24 protein-coding genes and 1 tRNA gene are annotated in these 24,929 nt (G+C 62.0%); 18 read left to right on the forward strand and 7 right to left on the reverse strand.

The window, feature by feature from the left end; translation table 11 throughout:
* Positions 1-67 precede the first annotated feature (67 nt).
* The 5 genes from R8871_RS13390 to R8871_RS13410 all read left to right on the forward strand — a co-directional run bounded on the left by R8871_RS13390 (position 68) and on the right by R8871_RS13410 (position 5,137).
* The gene (locus tag R8871_RS13390) at positions 68-1,267 is read left to right on the forward strand and encodes a branched-chain amino acid ABC transporter substrate-binding protein (protein WP_175050908.1); all 1,200 of its coding nucleotides are present in this window, start codon (positions 68-70) and stop codon (positions 1,265-1,267) included.
* A gap of 230 nt (positions 1,268-1,497) precedes the next feature.
* Positions 1,498-2,448 (forward strand): branched-chain amino acid ABC transporter permease, encoded by a 951-nt coding sequence (locus R8871_RS13395; RefSeq protein WP_074282431.1) that lies wholly within the window; start codon positions 1,498-1,500, stop codon positions 2,446-2,448.
* Between the two features lie 13 nt (positions 2,449-2,461).
* On the forward strand, positions 2,462-3,631 hold the full coding sequence (locus tag R8871_RS13400) for an ABC transporter permease subunit (protein WP_175050909.1): 1,170 nt from the start codon (positions 2,462-2,464) through the stop codon (positions 3,629-3,631).
* A gap of 16 nt (positions 3,632-3,647) precedes the next feature.
* Positions 3,648-4,421: an ABC transporter ATP-binding protein gene (locus tag R8871_RS13405; protein ID WP_175050910.1), complete on the forward strand. Its 774-nt coding sequence runs from the start codon at positions 3,648-3,650 to the stop codon at positions 4,419-4,421.
* Positions 4,421-5,137 carry an ABC transporter ATP-binding protein gene (locus tag R8871_RS13410; protein ID WP_063497113.1) on the forward strand — a complete coding sequence of 239 codons (717 nt, stop codon included), beginning with the start codon at positions 4,421-4,423 and terminating at the stop codon, positions 5,135-5,137. The genes R8871_RS13405 and R8871_RS13410 overlap by 1 nt, the downstream gene beginning before the upstream one ends.
* Before the next feature lie 102 nt (positions 5,138-5,239).
* Here R8871_RS13410 and R8871_RS13415 read toward each other — a convergent pair whose 3' ends face one another.
* Positions 5,240-5,707 carry a GNAT family acetyltransferase gene (locus R8871_RS13415; RefSeq protein WP_175050911.1) on the reverse strand — a complete coding sequence of 156 codons (468 nt, stop codon included), beginning with the start codon at positions 5,705-5,707 and terminating at the stop codon, positions 5,240-5,242.
* 18 nt (positions 5,708-5,725) lie between these two features.
* The gene (locus R8871_RS13420) at positions 5,726-6,910 is read right to left on the reverse strand and encodes an acetylornithine transaminase (RefSeq protein ID WP_175050912.1); all 1,185 of its coding nucleotides are present in this window, start codon (positions 6,908-6,910) and stop codon (positions 5,726-5,728) included.
* A gap of 67 nt (positions 6,911-6,977) precedes the next feature.
* Here R8871_RS13420 and R8871_RS13425 point away from each other — a divergent pair, with 67 nt between their 5' ends.
* Complete coding sequence (locus tag R8871_RS13425) at positions 6,978-7,244, forward strand: hypothetical protein (protein WP_175050913.1); 267 nt, start codon at positions 6,978-6,980, stop codon at positions 7,242-7,244.
* A 40-nt stretch (positions 7,245-7,284) separates the two neighbouring features.
* On the opposite strand, the gene R8871_RS13430 is transcribed toward R8871_RS13425, so the two are convergent.
* Entirely contained in the window at positions 7,285-8,316 is a 1,032-nt protein-coding gene (locus tag R8871_RS13430; RefSeq protein ID WP_175050914.1) for a CDP-6-deoxy-delta-3,4-glucoseen reductase, read from the reverse strand.
* 94 nt (positions 8,317-8,410) lie between these two features.
* On the opposite strand from R8871_RS13430, the gene R8871_RS13435 reads away from it, so the two are divergent.
* Positions 8,411-9,445: a Rossmann-fold NAD(P)-binding domain-containing protein gene (locus R8871_RS13435; RefSeq protein ID WP_175050915.1), complete on the forward strand. Its 1,035-nt coding sequence runs from the start codon at positions 8,411-8,413 to the stop codon at positions 9,443-9,445.
* Between the two features lie 115 nt (positions 9,446-9,560).
* Here the strand turns inward: R8871_RS13435 and R8871_RS13440 are convergent, their stop codons facing one another.
* Both R8871_RS13440 and R8871_RS13445 read right to left on the reverse strand, forming a co-directional pair.
* Positions 9,561-9,749, reverse strand: coding sequence for a hypothetical protein (locus R8871_RS13440; RefSeq protein ID WP_175050916.1), 189 nt, complete (start codon positions 9,747-9,749; stop codon positions 9,561-9,563).
* A 168-nt stretch (positions 9,750-9,917) separates the two neighbouring features.
* On the reverse strand, positions 9,918-10,628 hold the full coding sequence (locus tag R8871_RS13445) for a pseudouridine synthase (RefSeq protein ID WP_175050917.1): 711 nt from the start codon (positions 10,626-10,628) through the stop codon (positions 9,918-9,920).
* A gap of 94 nt (positions 10,629-10,722) precedes the next feature.
* On the opposite strand from R8871_RS13445, the gene R8871_RS13450 reads away from it, so the two are divergent.
* From R8871_RS13450 to R8871_RS13490, 9 genes are all read left to right on the forward strand, one after another.
* Positions 10,723-11,982, forward strand: coding sequence for an MFS transporter (locus tag R8871_RS13450; protein WP_175050918.1), 1,260 nt, complete (start codon positions 10,723-10,725; stop codon positions 11,980-11,982).
* A gap of 208 nt (positions 11,983-12,190) precedes the next feature.
* On the forward strand, positions 12,191-13,156 hold the full coding sequence (locus R8871_RS13455) for a MurR/RpiR family transcriptional regulator (protein WP_175050919.1): 966 nt from the start codon (positions 12,191-12,193) through the stop codon (positions 13,154-13,156).
* Positions 13,153-14,145: an isoaspartyl peptidase/L-asparaginase family protein gene (locus R8871_RS13460; RefSeq protein WP_175050920.1), complete on the forward strand. Its 993-nt coding sequence runs from the start codon at positions 13,153-13,155 to the stop codon at positions 14,143-14,145. The genes R8871_RS13455 and R8871_RS13460 overlap by 4 nt, the downstream gene beginning before the upstream one ends.
* 100 nt (positions 14,146-14,245) lie before the next feature.
* On the forward strand, positions 14,246-16,168 hold the full coding sequence (locus R8871_RS13465) for a dipeptide ABC transporter ATP-binding protein (RefSeq protein WP_175050921.1): 1,923 nt from the start codon (positions 14,246-14,248) through the stop codon (positions 16,166-16,168).
* Between the two features lie 117 nt (positions 16,169-16,285).
* Entirely contained in the window at positions 16,286-17,848 is a 1,563-nt protein-coding gene (gene gsiB / locus R8871_RS13470; RefSeq protein WP_175050922.1) for a glutathione ABC transporter substrate-binding protein GsiB, read from the forward strand.
* A gap of 108 nt (positions 17,849-17,956) precedes the next feature.
* A complete protein-coding gene (gene gsiC / locus R8871_RS13475) occupies positions 17,957-18,877 on the forward strand; it encodes a glutathione ABC transporter permease GsiC (RefSeq protein ID WP_054037376.1) in 921 nt (306 codons plus the stop codon).
* 7 nt (positions 18,878-18,884) lie between these two features.
* Complete coding sequence (gsiD, locus tag R8871_RS13480; protein ID WP_054037373.1) at positions 18,885-19,790, forward strand: glutathione ABC transporter permease GsiD; 906 nt, start codon at positions 18,885-18,887, stop codon at positions 19,788-19,790.
* Positions 19,787-20,923 carry a DmpA family aminopeptidase gene (locus tag R8871_RS13485; RefSeq protein ID WP_175050923.1) on the forward strand — a complete coding sequence of 379 codons (1,137 nt, stop codon included), beginning with the start codon at positions 19,787-19,789 and terminating at the stop codon, positions 20,921-20,923. The genes gsiD and R8871_RS13485 overlap by 4 nt, the downstream gene beginning before the upstream one ends.
* Positions 20,923-21,756 (forward strand): M55 family metallopeptidase, encoded by an 834-nt coding sequence (locus R8871_RS13490; protein ID WP_175050924.1) that lies wholly within the window; start codon positions 20,923-20,925, stop codon positions 21,754-21,756. Before R8871_RS13485 ends, R8871_RS13490 begins: the two co-directional genes overlap by 1 nt.
* Before the next feature lie 32 nt (positions 21,757-21,788).
* Here R8871_RS13490 and R8871_RS13495 read toward each other — a convergent pair whose 3' ends face one another.
* Positions 21,789-22,742: an alpha/beta fold hydrolase gene (locus tag R8871_RS13495; RefSeq protein WP_175050925.1), complete on the reverse strand. Its 954-nt coding sequence runs from the start codon at positions 22,740-22,742 to the stop codon at positions 21,789-21,791.
* Between the two features lie 214 nt (positions 22,743-22,956).
* On the opposite strand from R8871_RS13495, the gene R8871_RS13500 reads away from it, so the two are divergent.
* The gene (locus R8871_RS13500) at positions 22,957-24,342 is read left to right on the forward strand and encodes an amino acid permease (protein WP_175050926.1); all 1,386 of its coding nucleotides are present in this window, start codon (positions 22,957-22,959) and stop codon (positions 24,340-24,342) included.
* A 141-nt stretch (positions 24,343-24,483) separates the two neighbouring features.
* Positions 24,484-24,708: a DUF6900 domain-containing protein gene (locus tag R8871_RS13505; RefSeq protein ID WP_175050927.1), complete on the forward strand. Its 225-nt coding sequence runs from the start codon at positions 24,484-24,486 to the stop codon at positions 24,706-24,708.
* Positions 24,709-24,805: 97 nt separating this feature from the next.
* Here the strand turns inward: R8871_RS13505 and R8871_RS13510 are convergent.
* A tRNA-Leu gene (locus tag R8871_RS13510) sits at positions 24,806-24,890 on the reverse strand.
* Positions 24,891-24,929 lie beyond the last annotated feature (39 nt).

Raw genomic sequence — 24,929 nt, forward strand, 5'->3', positions numbered from 1 at the left:
ATGCGCGCGTTCTCAAGGCCTCCGGGTCCCGAACAATAGATTTTGCAAGGCGCAGGAGACCTACTTAATGCGAGTCAAGTTTGCTTACGCCGTGTCCATCGTGACCGCGGTTGCGATGTTGACCGCGTGCGGCAAAAAGCAGGATGGAGAGGCGGGAGCAGGTGCATCAGCTGCCACGGCGGCGGCAGCACCGGCGAGTGAAGCAACTGTCGTGAAAATCGGTCATGCGGCCCCATTGACGGGCGGCATTGCGCATCTTGGCAAGGACAATGAAAACGGCGCGCGTCTGGCGGTCGAGGAAATCAATAAACAGGGCTTGACCATCGACGGTCACAAGATCCAGTTGGAGCTCGACGCACAAGATGATGCAGCGGACCCGAAAACGGGTACGGCGGTCGCTGAAAAGTTTGTCGACGATCACGTTGTCGCCGTGGTCGGCCACCTGAATTCAGGGGTCTCGATTCCGGCGTCGAAGATCTATAGCGATGCCGGGATCGTGCAGATCTCGCCGTCGTCGACAAATCCGGGGTACACGCAGCAAGGTTTCAAGACGACTTATCGGGTGGTCGCGACCGATGCCCAGCAGGGCCCGGCGCTGGCCAACTACGCGACGAAAGTGCTCGGCGCGAAACGCATCGCGATCGTCGACGACTCGACGGTATACGGTAAGGGACTGGCCGACGAGTTCGCGAAGACGGTACAGGCGAGCGGGGCGAAGATCGTCGCGCGTGAAGCCACGAATGACAGGGCTACGGAGTTTCAGGCCGTCCTTAGAAAGATCAGGAGTGTTCAGCCGGACGTGATCATGTTCGGCGGCATGGACGCAACGGGCGGACCGTTTGCCAAACAGGCGGCGGCGCTCGGTATCAGGGCAAAAATCCTTGGCGGCGACGGTGTGTGTACCGACAAGGTGGGTGAGCTGGCGGGAACCGCCGTGCAAAACCTGGTCTGTTCGGAGGCGGGACTTGCGCTTTCGAAAATGGACAAGGGAGCGGACTTCGAACAGAAGTACGTGGACCGCTTCCACACACCGGTGCAGATTTACGCACCGTTCACGTATGACGCTGTGTACGTGATTGTCGATGCAATGAAGCGCGCTAATTCGATCGAGGCGCCCAAGGTGCTGGCTGCGATGCCGTCCACCGATTACAACGGGGTAATCGGCCACATCGCGTTCGACGACAAGGGTGATTTGAAAGAGGGCGCCATTACGCTTTACGACTTCAAGGACGGCAAGAAAGCGGTTCTCGACGTCGTGAAGATGTGATGACGGGACGTACAGCCTGACGGCACCGAAACCACCCAACGGTGCCGTTTTTGCATCCGCCATCGATTCGTCCCCGACTGCATCCCAGTCGTAAGACGAAACGGGCAGCGGATAACCCTTACCGGTCTTTTACATCAGTACCCGCAGTGCCGTTGAGATTGGCGTACCGCATCACCGCCCACCGGCTGATGAAGAACGCGAATCCAGTCGCACGGGCTAAGGAGCATTAAATGGATATCTTCATCCAGCAGGTCCTCAACGGGCTGGTGCTTGGCAGCGTTTACGCCATCATCGCACTGGGCTATACGATGGTTTACGGCATCTTGGGCATCATCAACTTCGCGCACGGCGATGTGTTGATGGTGGGCGCGATGGTTGCGCTCTCAGCCATAGGCGTGCTTCAGAACCACTTCCCCGGCCTCGGCAATGTGCCGACGCTCATCATCGCGCTGATCATCGCGGCAGTGGTTTGCTCGCTGGTCGGCTACACGATTGAGCGCGTGGCCTACCGGCCGTTGCGTAAAGCACCGCGTCTCGCCCCGCTGATTACGGCGATCGGCGTGTCGATCCTGCTGCAAACCCTCGCGATGATGATCTGGTCGCGCAACCCGCTGCCGTTCCCGCAGCTGTTGCCTACTGACCCGATCAACGTGATCAAGGCCACCGACACGACGCCTGGCGCCGTGATCTCGATGACCGAAATCGTGATCATCGTGGTGGCGTTCCTCGTGATGGGCGGTCTGCTGCTGCTGGTTCACAAGACCAAGCTCGGCCGCGCGATGCGTGCGATCGCTGAGAACCCGGGCGTTGCCAGCCTGATGGGCGTGAACCCGAACTTCGTGATCTCGGCGACCTTCATGATCGGCTCGGCGCTTGCAGCTCTGGCCGGCGTGATGATCGCGTCCGAATACGGCAACGCACACTTCTATATGGGCTTCATCCCAGGTCTGAAGGCCTTTACCGCGGCGGTGCTGGGCGGGATCGGCAATCTCGGCGGGGCAATGGTGGGCGGCGTGCTGCTCGGCCTGATCGAACAGTTGGGGGCGGGTTACATCGGCAACCTCACGGGCGGTGTATTCGGCAGTAACTACCAGGACGTGTTCGCATTCATCGTGCTGATTATCGTGCTGGTGTTCCGTCCGTCGGGCCTGTTGGGCGAACGTGTTGCTGATCGAGCATAAGGAGTAGACAGACATGACCTCAATTCAACCGATCGAGCCGTCCACGACGCTCATCCCTGAAAAGAACCTGACGAAGACGCTGACCGTCGGCATCATCACCGCGATCCTGGTGATCGCGGCGCCGATGATCATCGGCGCGGCTGGCGGCAACTACTGGGTTCGCGTGCTCGACTTCGCGATGCTGTACGTGATGCTCGCGCTGGGCCTCAATGTGGTGGTCGGCTTCGCCGGCCTGCTGGATTTGGGCTACATCGCGTTCTACGCAATCGGCGCCTACGTTGCTGCTCTCCTGAGCTCGCCGCATCTGACCTCGCAGTTCGAGTGGATCGCGCATCTGGCGCCGAACGGCCTGCATGTGCCGATCTGGATCATCGTGCCGATCGCCATGGCGCTCGCCGCGACCTTCGGCGTGCTGCTCGGTGCACCGACCTTGCGTCTGCGTGGCGACTACCTCGCTATCGTGACGTTGGGTTTCGGGGAAATCGTGCGGATCTTCATGAACAACCTCGACCGTCCGGTGAACATCACCAATGGCCCGAAGGGGATCACGGGGATCGACCCGGTGTCGGTGGGCGGCTTCAGTCTCGCGCAAACCCACTCGCTGTTCGGCTTGCAGTTCCCATCGGTGTACTCGTACTACTACCTGTTCGTGCTCTGCGCGCTGTTCGTGATCTGGACCTGTACGCGTTTGCAGCACTCGCGGATCGGCCGTGCATGGGCCGCTATTCGTGAAGACGAAATCGCCGCCAAGGCAATGGGCATCAACACCCGTAACGTGAAGCTGCTGGCATTCGCAATGGGCGCGTCGTTCGGCGGCCTGTCGGGCGCGATGTTCGGTTCGTTCCAGGGCTTCGTGTCGCCGGAATCGTTCACGTTCTGGGAATCGGTCGTGGTGCTGGCCTGCGTGGTGCTGGGTGGTATGGGCCACATCCCTGGCGTGATTCTCGGTGCGGTGCTGCTCGCCGTGTTCCCGGAATTCCTGCGCTCGACGATGGGTCCGCTGCAGAACGCGATCTTCGGTCATGAAATCGTCGATACCGAAGTGATCCGTCAGTTGCTGTACGGCCTCGCGATGGTCGTGATCATGCTGTACCGCTCGGAAGGCCTGTGGCCGTCGCCGAAGCACGAAGACAAGATTGCGAAACTGGCGAAGCGCAGCGGCAAGAAGCCGGTGCGTGCCTAAAGGACAGGAGAAAAATATGAGCGATAACATTCGACTGTCCGTCAAGGGCGTGAACAAGCGCTTCGGCGGCCTGCAGGCGTTGTCCGATGTCGGCCTGCTGATCAAGTCGGGCCAGATTTACGGCCTGATCGGCCCGAACGGCGCCGGCAAGACGACCTTCTTCAACGTGATCACGGGTCTGTACACGCCGGATTCGGGCGAGTTCAAGCTCGACGGCACGGAGTACACGCCGACCGCCGTCTATCAGGTGGCGAAGGCGGGGATTGCGCGTACGTTCCAGAACATCCGTCTGTTCGGCGGCATGACCGCGCTGGAAAACGTGATGGTCGGCCGTCACGTGCGTACCAAGCACGGCCTGATCGGCGCAGTGTTCCAGACGCCGGCCGAGCGCAAGGAAGAGCGCGAGATCAAGGAGCGCGCGATCGAACTGCTGGAATACGTCGGCATTGCGCAGTACGCGGATTACACGTCGCGCAATCTGTCGTACGGTCACCAGCGCCGTCTGGAAATCGCCCGCGCATTGGCAACGGATCCGAAGCTGCTCGCACTGGATGAACCGGCTGCCGGCATGAACGCAACGGAAAAGGTCGAGCTGACCAAGCTGCTCGACAAGATCCGCAGCGACGGCAAGACGATTCTGCTGATCGAGCACGACGTGAAACTGGTGATGGGTCTGTGCAACCAGATGACGGTGCTCGACTACGGCAAGGTGATTGCGCAAGGTCTACCTTCAGACGTGCAGAAGGATCCGAAGGTGATCGAAGCTTATCTGGGTGCGGGGGTCCACTAATGGCAACGGCAATGTTGAAAATCAAGGGCCTGCAGGTCAATTACGGCGGCATTCAGGCAGTCAAGGGTATCGATCTCGAAGTTGCGCAGGGCGAACTGGTCACGCTGATCGGCGCGAACGGTGCGGGCAAGACCACGACGATGAAGGCGATCACGGGTCTGAAGCCGTACTCGGCAGGCGACATCGAGTACATGGGGCAGTCGATCAAGGGCATCCCGGCGCACGAACTGCTCAAGCGCGGTCTCGCGATGGTGCCAGAAGGCCGCGGCATTTTCTCGCGCATGTCGATCGTCGAGAACATGCAGATGGGTGCGTATCTGCGCAACGATACCGACGCCATCAAGGCAGACGTCGATCGTATGTTCGGCTTCTTCCCGCGCCTGAAGGAACGGGCGACGCAATATGCGGGCACGCTCTCGGGCGGCGAACAGCAGATGCTGGCGATGGCGCGCGCGATCATCAGCAAACCGAAGCTGTTGTTGCTCGATGAGCCGTCGATGGGTCTGTCGCCGATCATGGTCGAGAAGATCTTCGAAGTGGTGCGGGCGATCTCGGCTGAAGGCATGACGGTGCTGCTGGTCGAGCAGAACGCGCGTCTCGCGTTGCAGGCGGCGAACCGCGGCTACGTGATGGACTCGGGTCTGGTGACGATGTCCGGCGACGCGAAGCAGATGCTGGATGATCCGAAGGTGCGGGCAGCTTATCTGGGTGAATAAGCTGGGTGAATAACCCGGACTAGGTTTGCCGTAGACGCAAAAAAGGCCGCATGCGTTTTAATCACGCATGCGGCCTTTCTCTATTCAAGCGATTGCCTGCGTTTAAACCGCCGGCGCTTCCGCCAGTTCGCCCAAGCGCTTACCGAGACTGATCACAGCATCCGCGCGATAACCGAGCGCTTCATAGAACGCGCGCACATCGTCCTTCGCGGACAGCACCTGCAAATTCAGCTTCGGGCAGCCACGTTCGGTCAGCGCGTTTTCGACATGTGCGACGAGGCGCGTGCCGATGCCGTGACGTCGCAACGATTCATCCACCGCGAGCGAATACAGCCAGCCTCGGTGCCCGTCGTAACCCCCCATCACCGTGCCGACGATACGCTCGCCGAACACCGCGACAAAGAACAGTTCCGGTTGCGTCGCCAGCTTGTTGGCGATCGACAGATGCGGATTGCGCTGCGGCCTCGTCACGTCCCGATACTCGGGGAACGCTTCCTGCCACAGCGCGACCACGGCGTCGGTGTCGCTCGCTTCGAAGCGGCGGATCGATAGCGTTGCGGTCGTCGTCATACGCGCTTTCCTGGGTGATTACAGCGTGTCGAGAACTGAACGCAGCATCGCCATCATCTGGTCGATTTCTTCATTCGTGACGTTCAGTGCCGGCATGAAACGCAGCAGGTTCGGACGCGCCGCGTTCAGCAGCACGCCGTCGGGTTGCATCACGCGAGCCTTCTCGACGATCTGGTTGCCGATGTCTTTGCCGAGCAGCAGCGCGCGCAGCAGGCCTTCACCGCGTTCGCCTTCGAAACCACGTTCTTCCGACAGTTCGAGCAGTTTGGCGCGCAGATACTCGCCGCGTGCGCGCACGCCTTCGAGGAAGCCCGGCGCGGTCAGTTGCGAGATCACCGAGTAGCCGACCGCGGTCATCAGCGGATTGCCGTTGTACGTACCGCCCTGATCGCCCGCTTCGAACACGGCGATTTCGGCTTTGGCGAGCAGCGCTGCGAGCGGCACGCCGCCGCCGATGCCCTTGCCGAGCGTCATGATGTCCGGCTCGATACCCGACAGTTCGTACGCGAACAAGGTGCCGGCGCGGCCGCAACCGCTTTGCACTTCGTCCACGATCAGCAGCAGGTTGTGCTTCTTCGTCAGTTCGCGCAGTTGCTGCATGAACTCGCGCGTGGCGGGAATCACGCCGCCTTCGCCCTGAATCGGCTCCAGCATCACCGCGACGGTCTTCGCATTGATCAGCTTTTCGACCGACGCGATGTCGTTCAGATCCGCCTTCGGGAAGCCCGGCACCTGCGGTGCGTAGATGGTGTCCCAGCCCGGTTTGCCGCTTGCCGACATGGTGGCGAGCGTACGGCCGTGGAAGCTGTGATCGAACGTGATGATTTCGAACGCGCCGTCCTTGAACTTCTTGCCCCACTTGCGCGCGAGCTTGATTGCGCCTTCGTTGGCTTCAGCGCCGCTGTTCGCGAAGAACACCTTGTCGAAACAGCTGTGCTCGGTGAGCAATCCGGCGAGCTTCGCCATCGGCTCGTTGTAGAACGCCGGCGACGGATTGAGCAGCAGCTTCGATTGCGTGTTCAGCGCTTCGATCATGCCGTCGTTGCAATGGCCGAGGCTGTTGACCGCCCAGCCCTGGATGAAGTCCAGATATCGCTTGCCGTTGTTGTCGTAGAGCCACGAGCCCTTGCCGTGCGTGAAAACGATTTCGGGCCGGTTCGTGATGTACATCAGCGACTCGATCGGGTACTCATTGAAATTCATGACGGCAAGCTCCAGACAGCGGGGTGAAGGGTGAGTGAGCGGTTGGCCTCAAATGAAGCAGCGGCCGGTGAAAACAAAAAAAGCAAACAAAAAAGCCACGGCATGCCGTGGCTTTCATGATTCGAACTGCTTGCGCCGTTGTGCGGCGCGAATCCGTGACGAAGCCAGCGGCGCCCCTAAGGGAGCGGCGAGCGGCGACGTCGGAGTTCGGACTGGATGCGGTTCATGCGCGAAAGAATACGACAAGAAAAGCGCTGGTGTAAACCATGAATTTGCACAAATCCGCGTCAACCCGGATTTGTGCAAGTCTGCCAGCGTGTCTGTTTCGTTTTGATGAACGGGTTGAGCGGATGACGATCAGCCCGTTCATTGCCTCAAACCGCGTTCGCCAGATCCGCCGCGCTCGTGAAGGAGTCCGCGTAGAACTCGTCTTCCGGCAGCCCATGATGCTGGGTGAAATCGCGCTGTGCCGACTCGACCATCACCGGTGCGCCGCAGGCGTACACCTGGTACGGCGACAGATCCGGCAGATCCTCGATCACCGCGCGATGCACGAAGCCAACGCGACCCGTCCACGCGTCGCCCGCGTCCGGTTCCGACAGCACCGGCACGAACTTGAAGTTCGGAATCTCGCGAGCCCATTGTTCAGCAAGCTCGAGCAGGTACAGGTCCTTCTTGCGGCGCGCGCCCCAATAAAGGGTCATCGGGCGGTTCAGGTTCTTGAACACCGCATGTTCGACGATCGCCTTCAGCGGCGCAAAGCCCGTACCCGAGGCGAGCAGCACGATCGGCTTGTCCGAATCTTCGCGCAGGAAGAAGGTGCCGAGCGGGGCTTCGAAGCGCAGGATGTCGCGCTCCTTTATCGTGTTGAACACGTGGTCGGTGAATGCGCCACCCGGCATATGACGGATGTGCAATTCGATCGGGCCTTCGGTGTGCGGCGCGCTCGCCATCGAATAGCTGCGGCGTTTGCCGTCTTTCAGAATGAATTCGAGGTACTGGCCGGCCAGATATTGCAGACGCTCGTTAGCGGGCAATTGCAGCTTCAGAACGACGACGTCGTCGGCCTTGCGTTCGATCGCGTTCACGCGGCACGGCAGTTTCTTGACTTGCACGTCGCCTACGCCGGCTACTTCGCGGATATCCACTTCAAGATCGGAGCATGCCGTTGCGCAGCAGAAGAGGGCCATGCCGCGCGTCTTCTCATCGTTCGACAAAGCCGACGACGAATGCTGACGCTGCTCGACCTGACCGCTGACCACGGTCCCTTTACACGAACCGCAGGCGCCGTTCTTGCAACCGTACGGCAGACCAATGCCCTGGCGCAAAGCCGCGATCAGGACCGGTTCGTCCTGTTCCACCTGAAACTGCCGGCCGCTTTGCCGGAGCGTGACGTTAAATGCCATAGAGTGTTCGAAATCGAAAAGTCGGTAATCGTTATCGGACCCGCTGTGCAACTGTGCGGTACCTGCCGCGCCTGGCGGCTACAATGCGTCCACCATGAAAGCGACACGAAATTTACGCCGGCCGCGCGTGTTGATTGTTGGCTGCGGTGACGTCGGCATGCGCTGCGTGCCCCTGTTGCGGCCACACGCGCATGTCTTCGCGCTCACCAGCCACGCCGGGCGCAGCGCCGAATTGCGCGCCGCCGGCGTCACGCCGCTGGTCGGCGACCTCGACGCGCGCCACAGCCTGAAACGGCTTGCCGGCCTCGCGCCGACGGTGCTGCATCTCGCGCCACCGCAAAAGACCGGCGACGATGACCGCCGCACCCGTGCCTTGCTCGCTACGTTGAGCACACGCCGTGATCGGGCGATGCGCGCCGCGCGCGGCGCGGTGGCGCCGGTAGGGCGGCTGCGCCGTGGGTTGCGCAACATGAGTGCCTCATGGGCGGAATCTGAAGCAGCCAATATTGTACCCGACAGGGTGCGCTGGACCGCCGCTGCGAACGTGCCTGTGAGGCTGGTGTACGCGAGCACGACAGGCGTCTACGGTGATTGTGGCGGCGCGTGGATCGACGAGACGCGTGCGGCGCAGCCGGCCAATGCGCGCGCCAAGCGACGCGTGTCGGCCGAGCGGCAATTGCGGCGCGCCACGGCGCGCGGTGTGATCGCTGCCAGCATCGCGCGGATTCCGGGCATCTATGCGAGCAACCGCCTGCCGCTCGCGCGGCTGGAAAAGCGCACGCCGGCCCTGAACGACGCCGACGACGTCTACACCAACCATATCCACGCCGACGACCTCGCCGCGATCCTCGTGCGGCTCACCACACACGGGCGGCCCGGGCGCGTGATTCACGCATCGGACGATACGTCGCTGAAAATGGGAGAGTACTTCGATGCGGTGGCCGATGCGTTCAGTCTCGAGCGCGCGCCTCGCATCACGCGCGCGGAGGCGGAGCAGCAGATCGAGCCGACCTTGTTGTCCTTCATGCGCGAATCGAGGCGCCTCGTGAATCGGCGCCTCAAAGAAGAGTTGCGCGTGCGTCTGCAGTATCCGAGTGTCGGGGATTTTTTCGCGAAGCGTGAAAATTGAAAACGCGCCGATAGACGGCGCGTTTTCAAGGTATTCGGCCACGAGCAAATGCGAGCCGCGCGAGGTATCGCCCGGTCAGATTCACTCGCGTCGGCGATGCCCTGCCGCCGTTGGTTTACGTCAGCGCCGGCAACGCCTCCAGCAACAGGAAGCACAGCATTGCGCCGATCAGCGCGCCGATCAGGTTCGGATGATATTTATGCCGCAGCCGCATCATGACCAGCAGTCCGCCGACCAGGACGATCCCGAGACACGTGAAAGCAATCATCACGGACGAAATTTCAATTGTGTCGTGGATGACCATGGCGCCCCTCCCTGAGACCTTTGTAGTCTTTGTTTAAACGAGTATAGAGCGACTTGTAAGGAAGAGCATGCTGCGATGCAGCGTGTAATCGGATGTCCGCGAGAGCCTATGTGTGGGGGCGCACACGATTCTCCTGACGCATCAAGGCTCTAAACGGGACCTACCTGTTTACCCGCTCCGTAAAGATCCGAGGTCGGTTTCGTCGAGCCATTGCCACGCACCTTCCGCGAGCGTCGCGGGCAATGCGAGTCCGCCGATCCGCTCGCGATGCAGCGCTTCGCAGCGGTTGCCCGCTGCCGCGATCATCCGCTTGACCTGGTGATATTTGCCTTCCATCACCGTGAGGGCCAGCGCGTGCTCACCGCGCGCCTCTGCGTCGACGGCGACGATCGGCTTGGGCTCGCCGTGCAGTAACACGCCGTCGCGCAAGGCGTGCAACTGGGCGTCGTCGATGGGGTGCCGTGTGGTCGCGATGTACAGCTTCGGCACTTTGCGTTTCGGCGATGTGAACATGTGCACGAACTTGCCGTCGTCGGAGAGCAGCAGGAGGCCGGTCGTGTCCTGATCGAGGCGGCCCACGCACTGCACGCCGCGCTCGGCGAACTGCGGCGGCAACAGGCTGAACACGCTCAGATGATGCTGCGGATCGCGCGAACATTCGTAGCCGGCGGGTTTGTTCAGCAGCAGATAGGCGTGCTCGCGATACGGCCAGACGACCCCGTCCACGCTGAAGCAGAACGTGCTGTCATGGGTTGGGAAATCGGCGTCGGCATCGGCGCAGACGGAGCCGCCGACGCTCACGCGGCCGTCGCCGATCAACGCCCGGCATTGGCGGCGCGAGCCGAAACCTTGTGTGAAGAGGATGCTTTCGAGATTCATGGCGAGCGAAGAATAACACCGCAAGAAGCGGAGCGCCGCGCTGCGCCATAGCGACGACGATGGTCTTTCCTCATCCCGTCGCAGGAGTTCATCGATGCACGCCGCTTCCTCTTCGCCGTCTTCATCCGCACTTCGTCTGCCCGCCGCGTTCCAGCGGCTCGCATGGTCGAATCTGGTCGCGCAATCCGCTGAGCAGATCAGCCTTGCCGCCGCGCCGCTCGTCGCCGTGTTCGCGCTCGGCGCCGGCGCACGCGAGACCGGTCTGCTGCAAACCGCGCAGACTTTGCCGTTCCTGTTGTTGTCGATCCCGCTCGGCGTATGGGCCGACCGCCGCTCGCGCCGCACGTTGATGACGCTTGCCGAAAGCGTGCGCGTGATCGCGATGCTGTGCGTGCTGCTGCTCCTGATGACGCATGCGCTGAGCTTGCCGCTGCTCGCCGCGCTCGGTTTCGTTGCCGCGACCGGCACCGTTGCCTATAACGTCGCGGCGCCTTCGCTGGTGCCGTCGATCGTGCCGCGCGAGGCCTACGCCCAGGCCAACGGCCGGCTCGAACTGGCGCGCAGCGTCGCGTATTCGGCGGGACCGGCGCTCGGCGGACTGCTGGTTGGCTGGATCGGCGCGGGATGGGCGTATGGCTGCGCGGCCGGGCTGTCGGCGCTGGCCGTCGCCTTACTCGCGGGGCTGCGCGAACCGCCGCGCGCGGCTGCTCCCCAGCGTCACTTCCTGCTGGAACTGCGCGACGGTACGCGCTTTGTACTGCGCGACGCGTTGCTGCGTCCGATGCTCGCTACCGCGATCTTCTTCAACCTCGGTTTCTTCGTGCTGCAGGCGGTGTATGTGCCGTATGCCGTGCATCGCCTGGGCCTGAGCGCTTCGATGGTCGGTGTGACGCTCGGTGCGTACGGTGTCGGCATGGTGTGCGGCGCGCTCGCTGCACCGGCCATCGCGCGGCGTCTTGCGTTCGGCCGCGTGCTTATCATCGGACCGTCGTGCGGATTGCTCGCATCGCTCGTGATGGTGGCGACGATCGTCACGCCGTCGTTCTGGCTCGCGATGCTGAGCTTCTTCCTGCTCGGCGCCGGACCGATTCTGTGGGTGGTCGGCTCGACCACGCTGCGTCAGGCGATCACACCTGAACGGATGATGGGCCGCGTCTCGGCGCTCAACAGCACCGCGACCTATGGCGCGCGGCCGCTGGGCGCGTTGCTCGGTGCGGCGATCAGCGCGCGCTGGGGGATGGACGCGTGTCTGGTCGCGGCTGCAGCGGCTTTCCTTGTGCAGGCGTTGATCATCGTCATGTCGCCGGCGGCGCGGCTCGCGGACATTCCCGAGGGAGCAGCGGTCGCTCAATGAAAACTGGTTTTCATCGGATGGCATGCGTTGCATGCCGACATGACCGTGGCGTCCGTGAAAACCCTCGAAAATGAAAATGAATTTTTTTCGGCGAGATTTCTATGTAAATATACTTTCATTCATTTCGCTTACGCCCAGGAAGAAGCCCTCCTGGGGGACACCCGAAGGAAGTCCTCTCTGAGGGCAGTTACCAGGCCGCCTTGCTCGCATGATCCATCACTTGTCCGTTGCTTCGAACCCCGCTGAGCAGGCCATCGCCGCGCGCATCACCGCAGCGATGCCGACCCTGACGCCGATCCATCGGCGCATGGGCGAATACGTGCTGGCGAATCTGTTTCGCGCAGCGACCATGCGGATCGACGAACTGGCGAGCGTGGTCGGTGCGTCGGTGGCGACGGCGAATCGCTTCGCACGCGCGCTCGGCTTCGACGGTTATCCGCAGTTTCGCGAGGCGCTCGTGCGCGGTTTCGAAGCGACGCTTGCGCCGGTAGAACGGCTGCGTAGCGCGCAGGAATCGCTCGCTTCCGGCGACGATGTGATTGACGCGTCGCTCGAACAGGCCGCCACCAATCTGCAATCCACTCGCTCAGCGATCGACAGTGCCGCCGCTGAGGCCGCTGTAGAAGCGATCATCTCCGCGCGTCGCGTCTTTGTGCTCGGCGCGGGTTCGAGCGCGTTCCTCGCTGGGTTGATGGAGCACGGCCTGATGCCGTATCACGACAACGTGCAGTCGCTCGCGTTAGTCGGCGGACCCTCGCATGCCGCGCGGCGTCTGTTCGCTTCGAATGAAGGCGATCTGGTGATAGGGATCGTGTTTCCGCGTTACGTCGAGGACACGATCGAACTCGCGCGACGCGCGGCAAGCCGCGGGGCACGCGTGCTTGCGCTGACCGACAGCCCGCGCTCGCCGCTCGCGCAATTCGCCGATCTCTCGCTCTATATCCGCTCCGAGCGGCGGCTCGCGGCTAATGCCGATTCAGCCGTACTGGCCGTTATCGAAGCGCTGTGCGACGCAGTTGCCTACCGGGCGAAACGCTCGGTGAAGGCTGCCGCTGAAGTCACCGAATTCGTACTGCCGTGGCTCACCGATCCGCAAGCGGCTGTCGCCAGCACAAGTGAGCAGTCCGTGAGCGCTTCCACTCGTATCCCCCGCACTACCAAAGCCAAAAAATGAACACCAACGCAGTCATTGCCATTCACGGCGGAGCAGGCACGATCCTGCGCGCGTCGATGTCGGCTAGCGCCGAAGCCGACTATCACGCTGCGTTGAACGCTGTGCTGAGCGCCGGACAGCGCGTGCTCGCCGATGGCGGCAGCGCGCTCGACGCCGTCAGCGAAGCCGTCCGTTTGCTCGAAGACTGTCCGCTCTTCAACGCAGGCCGTGGCGCGGTCTACACGGCGGCCGGCACGCATGAACTCGACGCGGCCATCATGGACGGCAGCACGCTCGACGCCGGTGCGATCTGCTGCGTGACGCGCGTACGCAATCCGATTCTGGCGGCGCGCCGCGTGCTCGAGCGCAGCGAACACGTGTTGTTCACCGGCGCAGGCGCGGAAGCCTTCGCGGCCGCGCAAGGACTCGAATTCGTCGAGCCCGAGTATTTCCACACCGAAGCGCGTCATCGCCAATGGCAACTCGCACGCGGTCAGCAGCGAGCGATGCTCGATCACGATGGCGCGACGCTGGCCTCCACGTCATCGTCGAACGATGACGATCCCACGCCGCACGAGCCGATCGATCCGAATCGCAAGTTCGGCACGGTGGGCGCGGTCGCGCTCGATCAGCATGGCCACGTGGCCGCTGCGACTTCGACGGGCGGCGTCACCAACAAGCAGGTCGGCCGGGTCGGCGATACGCCGCTGATCGGCGCGGGTTGTTACGCGGACGACGCAACCTGCGCGGTCTCGACCACCGGTTCCGGCGAGATGTTCATGCGCATGGTGGCCGCCTACGACGTTGCCGCGCAGATGGCCTACCGCAACGTCTCGCTCGAAGAAGCAGCGCACGACGTGGTGATGAACCGCTTGCCGAAGATCGACGGACGCGGCGGTCTGATCGCCGTCGATGCACGCGGCAACGTCACGTTGCCGTTCAACACCGAGGGCATGTATCGCGGTTTCGCACGGATCGGTGAGACGCCGGTGACGGCGATCTATCGCTGATGCGGTCTTGCTGCGCTGTCGCCTGAACTTGCCGCTTGAGTTGCCGCATAAGTTTTCGTTTGAACCACTGTTAGCCGCGTCCGAATCCAAAGGAACCATCGTGCCGACTTCATCGCACACCGCTCGTCCGCTTATCGAAACCTTGCCGCCGCAACGCGTGCTTGCAGTCGACGATCTGTCGGTCGCATTCCGCAGCGGCGACAAGACCGTCAACGCGGTGCGCAATCTCTCGCTGACCGTCGAGCGCGGCGAGACGCTGGCGATCGTCGGCGAATCGGGTTCCGGCAAATCAGTGACATCGCTCGCGTTGATGCGGCTGATCGAGCATGGCGGTGGGCGCCTTGCTGGCGGCAGCATCGCTTTCCGGCGCCGCGACGGCAGCGTGCTCGACCTCGCGAAAGCGTCGTCCGGCACGATGCGTTCGATTCGCGGCGCCGACATCGCGATGATCTTCCAGGAGCCGATGACGTCGCTCAATCCGGTGTTCACGGTGGGCGATCAGATCAGCGAAGCGATTGCCTTGCATCAAGGGAAGAGCCGTTCCGCCGCACACGCTGAAACACTGCGTCTGCTCGAACTCGTGCGCATTCCGGAAGCGCGCCGGGTAGCCGCACGTTTTCCGCATCAGCTATCCGGCGGTATGCGCCAACGCGTGATGATCGCAATGGCGCTCTCGTGCAAGCCCGCACTGTTGATCGCCGACGAACCGACCACGGCTCTCGACGTCACAATTCAGGCGCAGATCCTGCAATTGATTCGTGGCCTGCAGGACGAGATGAACATGGGCGTGATTTTCATCACGCACGACATGGGTGTGGTGGCCGAGGTAGCCGATCGCGTGCTGGTGATGTATCGCGGCGAGAAAGTGGAAGAGGGTGCGTCGGATACGCTGTTCGCCGCGCCTTCGCATCCTTATACAAAGGCATTGCTTGCGGCGGTCCCGCGCCTTGGCGCGATGCAGGGCACCGATCAGCCCGCCAAGTTTCCGATTCTGACCGTCGAGCAGGCGGCCTTGAATGGCACCGATGAGGCCGTGCGTTCCGCTGCGGCCGTCGCGCAAGAAACCCAACCGCTAATCCACGACAGCACGCCACCGATTCTGCGCGTGCGCGATCTGGTTACGCGCTTTCCGGTAAAGAGCGGCGTGTTCGGTCGTTTGACGGGTCGCGTGCATGCTGTCGAAAAAGTCAGCTTCGATCTGCGCCCGGGCGAAACGCTCGCATTGGTCGGCGAGTCGGGCTGCGGTAAATCGACAACGGGCCGTTCATTGCTGCGTCTCGTCGAAAGCCAGAGCGGCTCGATCGAATTCGACGGCAAGGAAATCAGCTCGCTCACGGGCCCGGCGTTGCAAGCGCTTCGCCGCAATATCCAGTTTATTTTCCAGGACCCGTTCGCTTCGCTGAATCCGCGTTTGACGGTCGGCTTCTCGATCATGGAGCCGCTGCTTGTGCACGGCGTCGCTCAAGGCGCGGAAGCACAGGCACGCGTTGCGTGGCTGCTCGAAAAGGTCGGCTTGCCGCGCGAGGCCGCAGGCCGCTATCCGCACGAATTTTCAGGTGGCCAACGGCAACGCATCGCGATTGCGCGTGCGCTGGCACTGAATCCGAAAGTCGTCATCGCAGACGAATCCGTCTCCGCGCTGGACGTTTCCGTGCAGGCGCAGATCGTCAATCTGATGCTCGATCTGCAGCGCGAACTGGGTGTCGCGTATCTGTTCATTTCGCATGACATGGCGGTGGTGGAGCGCGTCAGCCATCGTGTAGCGGTGATGTATCTCGGCCAGATCGTCGAGATCGGTCCGCGCCGCGCGGTGTTCGAAGCGCCGCAGCACCCGTACACGAAGAAGCTGATGGGCGCGGTGCCGGTCGCCGATCCGGCGCGCCGTCACGCGAAACGCATGCTCGCCGCCGACGAGATTCCGAGCCCGATCCGCGCGCTGAACGACGAACCGAGCGTAGCACCGCTGATTGCGGTGGGACCCGACCATTTCGTCGCTCAGCATCGAGTCGGTGGCGCTTACTAGAACGAGAGGCGAACACAAGCCCGAGCACAGACCTGAACGAAGCACTAAACCTGTAGCAAAACCATTTTCTCTCGCAGCACATAACCCTGTTTCAATTCGCAGCCTGGAGCCAACCTCATGAACCTGCTGGTCCCGTCTTCTCCGTTTCGTTTGCGCGCGCTGGTCAGCGGCGGCGCGGTGGTGTTCGCGATGCTCGCGGGCAGTGTGGCGCACGCCGATACGACGGCCGTGATGGCCGTTGCGTCGACCTTCACGACGCTCGATCCGTACGATGCGAACGACACGCTGTCGCAAGCCGTCGCCAAGTCGTTCTATCAAGGTCTGTTCGGTTTCGACAAGGACATGAAGCTGGTCAACGTGCTGGCCGACAGCTACGAAGCGAGCCCGGATGCGAAGGTTTACACGTTCAAGCTGCGTCATGGCGTGAAGTTCCAGGACGGTACCGACTTCAACGCCGCGGCGGTGAAAGCGAACTTCGACCGCGTGACCGATCCGGCGAACAAGCTCAAGCGCTACAACATGTTCAACCGTATCGAGAAGACCGAAGTGGTCGATCCGTACACGGTGAAGATCACCCTGAAGGCGCCGTTCTCGGCATTCGTCAACGTGCTGGCGCATCCGTCGGCGGTGATGATTTCGCCTGACGCACTGAAGAAGTACGGCAAGGACATCGCGTTCCATCCGGTCGGCACAGGTCCGTTCGAACTGGTGAAGTGGGACCCGGCTGGCGACCTGACCGTGAAGAAGTTCGCAGGCTACTGGAAGAAGGGCTACCCGAAGGTCGACGCGATCGACTGGAAACCGGTGGTCGACAACAACACGCGTGCTGCGTTGATGCGCACCGGCGAAGCGGACTTCGCGTTCCAGGTGCCGTTCGAACAGGCGGCGCAATTGCAGTCGAGCCCAAAGGTCGATCTGATTGCTTCGCCGTCGATCATCCAGCGCTATATCAGCATGAACGTCAACCAGAAGCCGTTCGACAATCCGAAGGTGCGTGAAGCGCTGAACTACGCGGTCAATAAGGATGCGCTGATCAAGGTTGCGTTCGCCGGATACGCGACGCCGGCTGAGGGCGTGGTGCCGCAAGGCGTCGAGTACGCAACGAAGCTCGGCCCCTGGCCGTACGATCCGGCCAAGGCGCGTGAACTGCTGAAGGAAGCGGGCTATCCGAACGGTTTCGAAACGACGCTGTGGTCCGCGTATAACTACTCGACCGCGCAGAAGGTGATCCAGTTCGTGCAGCAACAACTGGCGCAAGTCGGCATCAAGGCGCAGGTCGAAGCGCTTGAAGCAGGTCAGCGCGTCGCCAAGGTGGAAAGCGCACAGGACCCGGCAACTGCGCCGGTGCGGATGTACTACGCGGGCTGGTCGTCGTCGACGGGTGAAGCGGATTGGGCGATCACGCCGCTGCTCGGCTCGGTCTCGTTCCCGCCGAAAATGGTCAACACCGCGTACTACAAGAACGACACCGTTGACAGCGATCTGAAGCAGGCGCTCGAAACCACCGACCGCACGCAGAAGGCCGCGCTCTACACCGACGCGCAAAAACGCATCTGGGCCGACGCGCCGTGGATCTTCCTCGTCAAGGAGAAGGTTGTGTACGCGCGCAGCAAGCGCTTGTCGGGCGCCTATGTCGCACCGGACGGCTCGTTCAATTTCGACGAGATCGCGATCAAGTGATGAGCGGACCGTCCGGCGCCGTGTGTTCTTTACTAACGCACGGCCCGGACGGTTGCGTACTGCTCAGAAAGATCTTTCGTTGCCCGCATCATTGCCGGATTGGGTTTCATGCTGAACTTCCTCGTCAAACGTATCTTTGGCCTGCTGCCGACGCTCTTCATCGTCGCCGTGCTGGTGTTTCTGTTCGTGCATCTGTTGCCCGGCGATCCGGCGCGTCTCGCGGCCGGTCCCGAAGCGGATGAGGCGACCGTTGCATTAGTGCGTGCCGATCTCGGCCTCGATAAGCCGATGCCGCAGCAGTTCGCCAACTTCTTCGTGAAGATCGCGCACGGCGACTTCGGCACGTCCACGCGCAGCAAGCGGCCGGTCAGCCAGGAAATCGGCGAGCGCTTCATGCCGACGCTGCTGCTTACGCTCGCGAGCATGGTGTGGGCGGTGGTGCTCGGCATGGGGATCGGCATCGTCTCGGCGGTCTGGCGCAATCGTTGGCCGGACCGGCTCGGCATGACGCTCGCGGTGTCGGGCATTTCGTTTCCCGCGTTCGCGCTCGGCATGCTGCTGATGGAAATCTTTTCAGTGAAGCTCGGCTGGCTGCCGATTGTCGGCGATGGGTCGTGGAAGAGCTACGTGCTGCCGTCGCTCACGCTCGGCGCGGCAGTCGCGGCTGTGATGGCGCGCTTCACGCGTGCTTCGTTTGTCGAGGTGATGAATGAAGATTTCGTGCGTACCGCGCGCGCCAAAGGTGTGCCCGAACGACTCGTGATCATCAAACACTGCCTGCGCAACGCAATGATTCCCGTCATCACGATGATGGGCCTGCAGTTCGGTTTTCTGCTGGGCGGCTCGATCGTGGTCGAAGTGGTATTCAATTGGCCGGGTCTCGGACGCCTGCTGGTGGATGCCGTGGCGATGCGCGACTATCCGGTGATTCAGGCCGAAGTGCTGTTGTTCTCGCTTGAGTTCATCATCATCAACCTGGTTGTGGACGTGCTGTACGCCGTCATCAACCCGACTATCCGTTTCAAGTGAGGCCCGCATGAGCATCTCTGCCACCGAGGCGAATGCGGCCAAGGCCGCTCTCGTAGAAAACGCGATTCGCACGCCGTGGAGCGAATTCTGGCGCAAATTCCGTAAGCAGCATGTGGCGCTCGGCGCCGGCATTTTCGTGCTGCTGCTGGTTGCGGTTGCGATTCTCGCGCCGCATATCGTGCCGTACGATCCGGAGAATTTCTTCGACTACGACGCGTTGAACGCGGGGCCCTCAGCCGCGCACTGGTTCGGTGTCGATTCGCTGGGCCGCGATATTTTCAGCCGCATTCTGGCGGGTTCGCGTATTTCGCTCGAGGCCGGTTTTCTGTCGGTGGCGATCGGCGCGGTGATCGGTACGTTCTTCGGTTTGCTGGCTGGATATTACGAGGGCTGGTGGGACCGCATCACGATGCGAGTTGCCGATGTGCTGTTTGCGTTCCCCGGCATTCTGCTGGCGATCGGCGTGGTCGCGATTCTCGGCAACGGCATGATCAATGTGATCTGCGCGGTGGCGATTTTCAGCATCCCGGCGTTTGCGCGGCTTGTGCGCGGCAATACGCTGATGCTCAAGCAACTTACCTATATCGAAGCGGCGCGCAGTATCGGCGCGTCGGACTGGACCATCATCGTGCGGCATATTCTGCCGGGGACGATTTCGTCGATCGTCGTGTACTTCACGATGCGGATCGGTACATCGATCATCACGGCGGCGAGCCTGTCGTTTCTCGGACTCGGCGCGCAGCCGCCGATGCCGGAGTGGGGCGCGATGCTCAACGAAGCGCGCGCGGATATGGTCACCGCGCCGCATATCGCGCTGTTTCCGAGTCTGGCGATTTTCCTCACCGTGCTGGCGTTCAATCTGCTCGGCGACGGTTTGCGCGATGCGCTCGATCCGAAGCTTGACCGGCCATGAGTTTGACTGAGACGGTAGATGAAAGCGCTCCGTATATCGGTGTGTTGCCGAGTGGCCCGCGTGGATCGATTGCCGACGTAGAAGGCGTGACGGTCGGACATTGCACACTGGATGAAGGCGCTGTGCAAACCGGCGTGACCGTGATTCGTCCGCATTGTGGCGATCCTTTTGTGAGCAAGGTGCCGGCTGCGGCTTCGGTGATCAACGGGTTCGGGAAAAGCGTCGGGCTCGTGCAGGTTGAGGAACTCGGCGTGCTGGAGACGCCGATTGCGTTGACCAATACCTTTGGCGTCGCTGCTGTCGCACAAGCGCAGATTCGTGCGGCGATTCAAGGCAATTCGAAAATCGGACGCGAATGGTCGACGGTCAATCCGCTGGTGTTCGAATGTAATGATGGATACCTGAACGATATTCAGGCTTTTGCGGTAAACGAACGGCATTACAACGATGCGTACGAGGCGGCAAGCGTTGACGTTGCGAGCGGTTCGGTTGGCGCAGGCCGCGGTATGTCCTGCTTCGATCTGAAAGGCGGGATTGGCAATGCGTCACGTGTTGTTGAAGTAGCAGGGCGGAGTTATACGGTCGGTGCGCTGGTGCTGGCGAACTTCGGCCGACTGCCGATGTTGACGATCGACGGCATGCCGCTCGGTCGCGTGCTCGCCGAACGCGCGGCCGAAGCTGTCGCCGCTAGCGCAGCGACCTTGGCAACTTCGGCGAACGCAGAGACGTCAGCGACATCAGCGCCCCCCTCAAAACCCGAACAAGGCTCGATCATCATGATCGTCGCCACCGACGCGCCGCTCGACGCTCGTCAACTCAAGCGTCTGTCATTGCGCGCCGCGGCCGGTCTCGCACGGACCGGTTCGGTGTACGGCCACGGCAGCGGCGACATCGCGTTGGCGTTTTCAACGGCCTACACCGTTCCGCACGAATCCGACTTTGTGGCGTTGCCGCCCATGCTCGCCGACGCACGCCTCGATCCGCTATTCCGTGCCTGTGCGGACAGCGTCGAGCAAGCGATCGTCGATGCGTTATGGAGCGCCACGTCGGTGACCGGCCGCGACGGCCATCGTCGCCTGTCGCTGCACGACGCGGCACCCGATCTCGCTCAACTTCTCAAACAATCTTCCTGATGAAAGTCCTGATTTCCGCCGACATCGAAGGCGTGGCCGGCGTATTCCATCCCGAGCAAACCCGTGCAGGCAACAGCGAATACGAAGCCGCACGGCGCTGGATGACGCTCGAAGCCAACGCCGCGATCGAAGGCGCGTTCGCAGGTGGCGCCACGCACGTGTGGGTCAACGATTCGCATGGCGGCTTTCGCAATCTGCTGCCCGATCTGCTCGATGCACGCGCCCAGATCGTACTTGGCAAACCACGCACGCTTGGCATGATGGCTGGCCTTGAATACGGCGCGGCGCTGGTATTCATGATCGGCTATCACGCCAGGTCGCAAACGCACGGCATCCTCGCGCACACGATCAACAGCTTCGCGTTCGCACGTGTATCGCTGAACGGGGTCGAAGTCGGCGAGGCGGGATTGTACGGCGCGCTGGCGGAAGAATATGGTGCACAGGTAGCGCTTTTATCTGGCGACGATGTATTCGCCGAGGAAACCGCGCCGCGCTTTACCGGCGCGCGTTTCGTGGTCACCAAGAGCGCGACGGGGCATGCGAGCGGCGTTACGCAAACACCGGCAAGCGCTCGCGATGCGATCGAAAGTGCCGCACGCGAAGTGGTTCGGCATTACATCGACAAGGGTCATCCGCCGCAAGCCACGCGCGTTGCCGCGAAGCCTGTCGAATGCGAGTTGCGCGTGCAAACTACCGCGCTTGCCGATCTGTTCTGCCAATGGCCGGCGCTCACGCGCGTCGACGCCGTTACGTTGCGTTTTGGAGCGGAGTCGGCGGAACATGCAGTGCGCATGCTGAACTGTCTCTCGGCGATGTCGTTCATGCTGCGCTGAGCCGTATGACGGAGTGCGCGACCGGCGACGTCCTACTGTTGCCGGCTCAACTCCCGCGCTGCACGATCGATCACATCCGCAACTGCCCCCGCATGCGACACCGGCACGAGATGGCTCGATGAGATCGGCACGATCTTCGCGCCCATCCGGTTGGCCATGAACTGCTCGAGTTCAGGCGGTATCGCACGGTCCCTCGTTGTCACGATGTACCACGAAGGCTTTTCCCGCCACGCCACCTGGCTGACCGTCTCGCTGAACGCCCTGGCGGCGATCGGCTGTTGCGCGGCGGAGAGCACGCGCGTCAGATTCTCGGGTACGTCGGCGGCGAAATCGGCGTGGTATTTGCTGCGGTCGAGCCATAGGAAGCCCGTCGGGTCCGCGGTGATGCCTTGACTCGCGGGCGCCGGCGCCGCGCGTTTCATCAGGTCCATCGTCGATTCGTGCAGGTCCGGTGCAATGCCCGCCACATAGACGAGACCGGCGACGTTGGGCGCGTTCGCGCCCGCTTCAGTGATTACGACACCGCCCCATGAATGTCCTACGAGGATCGTCGGGCCATCCTGACGCGCGAGAACGCGGCGGGTGGCGGCGACATCGTCGGCGAGCGACGTGAGCGGGTTCTGCACCGAACTCACGTGATAACCCTTCTGCTGCAATTTCGCGACTACACCGTTCCAGCTCGAGCCGTCGACGAACGCGCCATGAACCAGCACGACGTTGCGAACAGGGCCGGTCATCGGTGCTGCGGGTGGTTTGGTGGCAGTCGCTTTTGGAGTAGCAGGCGTGGGGGCGACGGCCGGAGTCGGGGGTGTTGCGGCCGGTGCCGCGGGCGGCTCCGGCGCTTCCGGTGCGCTCGACTCCATGCCAGGCATGTCGGCCGGTTCGGCGGCGGGTTCTGCCGTGGGCGCCGCGGTTTGCGCGAAGGCACCTGCCGCCGCGAAGCAGAGAGACAAAGCAGCGGCGCAAAGCAAACGTTTGGGCGACATGTTGAATCTCCGAAGGCAGAAACCTCGACTAGGGCAACATACAGAAGCCCCACGCCAGTGACAATCACTATCCTCGCCGTTAAGTGCGGCGCAGAACCAAGCGCGGGTTGGTCCCAGTATTTAGAGAATATCGGCCGCGGTAAAATTTCAGGTTCTGCCGGGGCAGACCATAAGTCTGGTCGGGCGATCGATATCCATACACTGGGGCGCAATTTTGAATAGTGCACAGCAGCAAGACGGCCTGAAGCGCGGGCTTAAAAATCGTCACATCCAGCTGATCGCGCTGGGCGGGGCGATCGGCACGGGCCTGTTTCTCGGCTCCGCCAGCGTGTTGAAGGCTGCCGGCCCGTCGATGATTCTCGGCTACGCGATCGGCGGCATCATCGCCTTCATGATCATGCGCCAACTCGGCGAAATGGTCGCGCAGGAACCGGTTGCCGGTTCGTTCAGCCACTTCGCGTACAAGTATTGGGGTGACTTTCCCGGCTTTCTGTCCGGCTGGAACTACTGGGTGCTGTACGTGCTCGTGAGCATGGCCGAGCTGACCGCGGTCGGCACCTACGTGCATTACTGGTGGCCGGGCGTGCCTACGTGGGTATCGGCGCTGGTGTGCTTCGCCGTCATCAACGCGATCAATCTCGCCAACGTCAAAGCGTACGGCGAAACTGAATTCTGGTTTGCGATCATCAAGGTGGTGGCGGTGATCGGCATGATCCTGTTCGGCGGCTATCTGCTGATCAGTGGCCATGGTGGTCCGCAGGCGTCGATCACCAATCTCTGGGCCGACGGCGGCTTTTTCCCGCACGGTTTTCATGGCCTGTTCATGATGCTCGCGGTCATCATGTTCTCGTTCGGCGGGCTCGAGCTGATCGGCATTACGGCTGCTGAAGCGGCCGATCCGCAAAAGAGCATTCCGAAGGCCGTGAATCAGGTGATCTACCGGATTCTGATTTTCTACATCTGCTCGCTGGCGGTGCTGCTCTCGTTGTATCCGTGGAATCAGGTCGCGGCTGGCGGCAGCCCGTTCGTGATGATCTTCTCGCAGATCGGCTCGACACTGACGGCGAACATCCTCAACGTGGTGGTGTTGACGGCGGCGCTGTCGGTCTACAACAGCGGCGTGTATGCGAATAGCCGCATGCTCTACGGTCTCGCCGAACAGGGCAACGCACCGCGCGCGCTGATGAAGGTCGACCGGCGCGGCGTGCCGTATATGGCGATCGGTTTGTCGGCGCTTGCTACGTTCACCTGCGTGATCATCAACTATCTGATTCCCGCCGAAGCGCTCGGCCTGCTGATGGCGCTGGTGGTGGCCGCGCTGGTGCTGAACTGGGCGCTGATCAGCCTGACGCATCTGAAGTCGCGCAAGGCGATGGTGGCAGCGGGCGAGACGCTCGTGTTCAAGTCGTTCTGGTTCCCGGTTAGCAACTGGATCTGCCTCGCGTTCATGGCGCTGATCCTCGTGATTCTGGCGATGACGCCGGGTCTGTCGGTCTCGGTATGGCTTGTGCCCGCGTGGCTGATCGTGATGTGGGCCGGCTACGTGTTCAAGCGCCGGCGTGCGGCGACGCATGGCGGTGCGCAGGTGGCGGGGCGGTAAGGCTGGATGTGGGCGCCGGCGCTGTTTGCGCCGGACCGCCCAATGTCGAGAAGAGCTTCAATATGCGGCGGAACGTCACATATTGCTTAAGCAATTATTGCCTAAGCTGATAAGTGCAATGTCGCACGTCAGGAGCCGAATATGAACACCACCATCGAACACGACGCACGTCTGGAATTGTTGCTGTCGATCGCGCATGAAACGCTCGGCATCGGGACGTTCGAATTGAGCGGCAAGCCGAGCGCCGACTTACGCGTCGTGCGTGTCGATAGTCTCGCGAGAGCGCTGGAAGCGGCCTACGATGCCGGCCTCATGGTCGGTCATCGAGTGAGCTCGAATAAATGTCCGGCCGACCATCTTCAGTAGTGCGCTTTAGCCGCTTCGCAGAAGACAACAAAAAACCCCGCGCAGCATGACTGGGCGGGGTTTTTTGATCTTTATACGGTACTGCTGGAATTTCTTTTGGTGCCCAGGGCCGGAATCGAACCGGCACGCCTTGCGGCGGGGGATTTTGAGTCCCCTGCGTCTACCAATTTCACCACCTGGGCAGGTCTTGCAGCGCACGCGCCAGAGTATGGCTCGCGGCG

Source organism: Paraburkholderia sediminicola, from assembly GCF_902859805.1.
In the GTDB taxonomy this organism is placed as follows: domain Bacteria; phylum Pseudomonadota; class Gammaproteobacteria; order Burkholderiales; family Burkholderiaceae; genus Paraburkholderia; species Paraburkholderia sediminicola.

Coding starts and splice junctions, on each gene's coding strand:
- R8871_RS13490 (WP_175050924.1), top strand. CDS start 20,923: ATGAAAGTCCTGATTTCCGCCGACATCGAAGGCGTGGCCGGCGTATTC.
- R8871_RS13420 (WP_175050912.1), bottom strand. CDS start 6,910: ATGAATTTCAATGAGTACCCGATCGAGTCGCTGATGTACATCACGAAC.
- gsiD (WP_054037373.1), top strand. CDS start 18,885: ATGAGCATCTCTGCCACCGAGGCGAATGCGGCCAAGGCCGCTCTCGTA.
- R8871_RS13415 (WP_175050911.1), bottom strand. CDS start 5,707: ATGACGACGACCGCAACGCTATCGATCCGCCGCTTCGAAGCGAGCGAC.
- gsiC (WP_054037376.1), top strand. CDS start 17,957: ATGCTGAACTTCCTCGTCAAACGTATCTTTGGCCTGCTGCCGACGCTC.
- R8871_RS13405 (WP_175050910.1), top strand. CDS start 3,648: ATGAGCGATAACATTCGACTGTCCGTCAAGGGCGTGAACAAGCGCTTC.
- gsiB (WP_175050922.1), top strand. CDS start 16,286: ATGAACCTGCTGGTCCCGTCTTCTCCGTTTCGTTTGCGCGCGCTGGTC.
- R8871_RS13455 (WP_175050919.1), top strand. CDS start 12,191: ATGATCCATCACTTGTCCGTTGCTTCGAACCCCGCTGAGCAGGCCATC.
- R8871_RS13410 (WP_063497113.1), top strand. CDS start 4,421: ATGGCAACGGCAATGTTGAAAATCAAGGGCCTGCAGGTCAATTACGGC.
- R8871_RS13440 (WP_175050916.1), bottom strand. CDS start 9,749: ATGGTCATCCACGACACAATTGAAATTTCGTCCGTGATGATTGCTTTC.
- R8871_RS13395 (WP_074282431.1), top strand. CDS start 1,498: ATGGATATCTTCATCCAGCAGGTCCTCAACGGGCTGGTGCTTGGCAGC.
- R8871_RS13450 (WP_175050918.1), top strand. CDS start 10,723: ATGCACGCCGCTTCCTCTTCGCCGTCTTCATCCGCACTTCGTCTGCCC.
- R8871_RS13390 (WP_175050908.1), top strand. CDS start 68: ATGCGAGTCAAGTTTGCTTACGCCGTGTCCATCGTGACCGCGGTTGCG.
- R8871_RS13460 (WP_175050920.1), top strand. CDS start 13,153: ATGAACACCAACGCAGTCATTGCCATTCACGGCGGAGCAGGCACGATC.
- R8871_RS13505 (WP_175050927.1), top strand. CDS start 24,484: ATGAACACCACCATCGAACACGACGCACGTCTGGAATTGTTGCTGTCG.
- R8871_RS13435 (WP_175050915.1), top strand. CDS start 8,411: ATGAAAGCGACACGAAATTTACGCCGGCCGCGCGTGTTGATTGTTGGC.
- R8871_RS13430 (WP_175050914.1), bottom strand. CDS start 8,316: ATGGCATTTAACGTCACGCTCCGGCAAAGCGGCCGGCAGTTTCAGGTG.
- R8871_RS13495 (WP_175050925.1), bottom strand. CDS start 22,742: ATGTCGCCCAAACGTTTGCTTTGCGCCGCTGCTTTGTCTCTCTGCTTC.
- R8871_RS13485 (WP_175050923.1), top strand. CDS start 19,787: ATGAGTTTGACTGAGACGGTAGATGAAAGCGCTCCGTATATCGGTGTG.
- R8871_RS13445 (WP_175050917.1), bottom strand. CDS start 10,628: ATGAATCTCGAAAGCATCCTCTTCACACAAGGTTTCGGCTCGCGCCGC.
- R8871_RS13400 (WP_175050909.1), top strand. CDS start 2,462: ATGACCTCAATTCAACCGATCGAGCCGTCCACGACGCTCATCCCTGAA.